Source organism: Pseudomonas sp. M47T1 (genome assembly GCF_000263855.1).
GTDB lineage: Bacteria > Pseudomonadota > Gammaproteobacteria > Pseudomonadales > Pseudomonadaceae > Aquipseudomonas.
Genome location: NZ_AJWX01000070.1, coordinates 1 through 626 on the forward strand (window position 1 = coordinate 1; position 626 = coordinate 626).

1 protein-coding gene is annotated in these 626 nt (G+C 55.4%); it reads right to left on the reverse strand.

The genetic code is table 11. From position 1 onward, the window contains the following. Positions 1-614 (reverse strand): type VI lipase adapter Tla3 domain-containing protein (locus PMM47T1_RS28480; protein ID WP_238536675.1); only part of this gene is annotated, 614 nt, incomplete at its 3' end. Between the last annotated feature and the right edge of the window lie 12 nt (positions 615-626).

Here is a 626-nt window from a genome sequence, read left to right on the forward strand (position 1 = left end):
CCCCGAGGGCGGCTGAGATTGCGGGTGACATCGCCGTCGTTGCTGACAATCAGCGCCTGGGGGACCTCTTTGTTTTTCTCCATGAAGTTGAACAGCTCCTGGATCATGCCTTGGGCATAAAGGGTGTTATCGGCCTTTTCGCAAACGAACAGGGTCACTCCCAGGGTGGCGGCGTTTCGGCCGCTCAGGATCAGGCTGGCGGCCCTGGACTGGTTGTCCGGCCTGGCGGGTGGGCCCAGGGCAAAGGTGGGGATGGGCCAGTAGGCGACGCCATCGCGGGCGGAGTGGCGGAAGGCGGCTCGGGTATTTATGCTCGATGAATCTAGGCGGTCTGCTACCGACCATTCATAGTCCTCGGCATTCTGCGAAAATATCGAGGTAAAGTTATTCGCTTTTTTTTGGATGAAATCCCATATGGGGGATTGTTGATGAGCATCTATCGCTAGACCTGCACCACGGATTTCCAGATCAAACTGTTTTACTTTAAGCCGATCCGCTTCACGTATGGACTCACCTAAATCGCGCAGTTTTGCTTCGTCCGCTCGTGTTTCCGCAGCCAAGGCTTTGCCGGCCGAATGTGCCATGAAAGCCATTAATGTACCGGACAGAATCATGAGGGTTCCGAA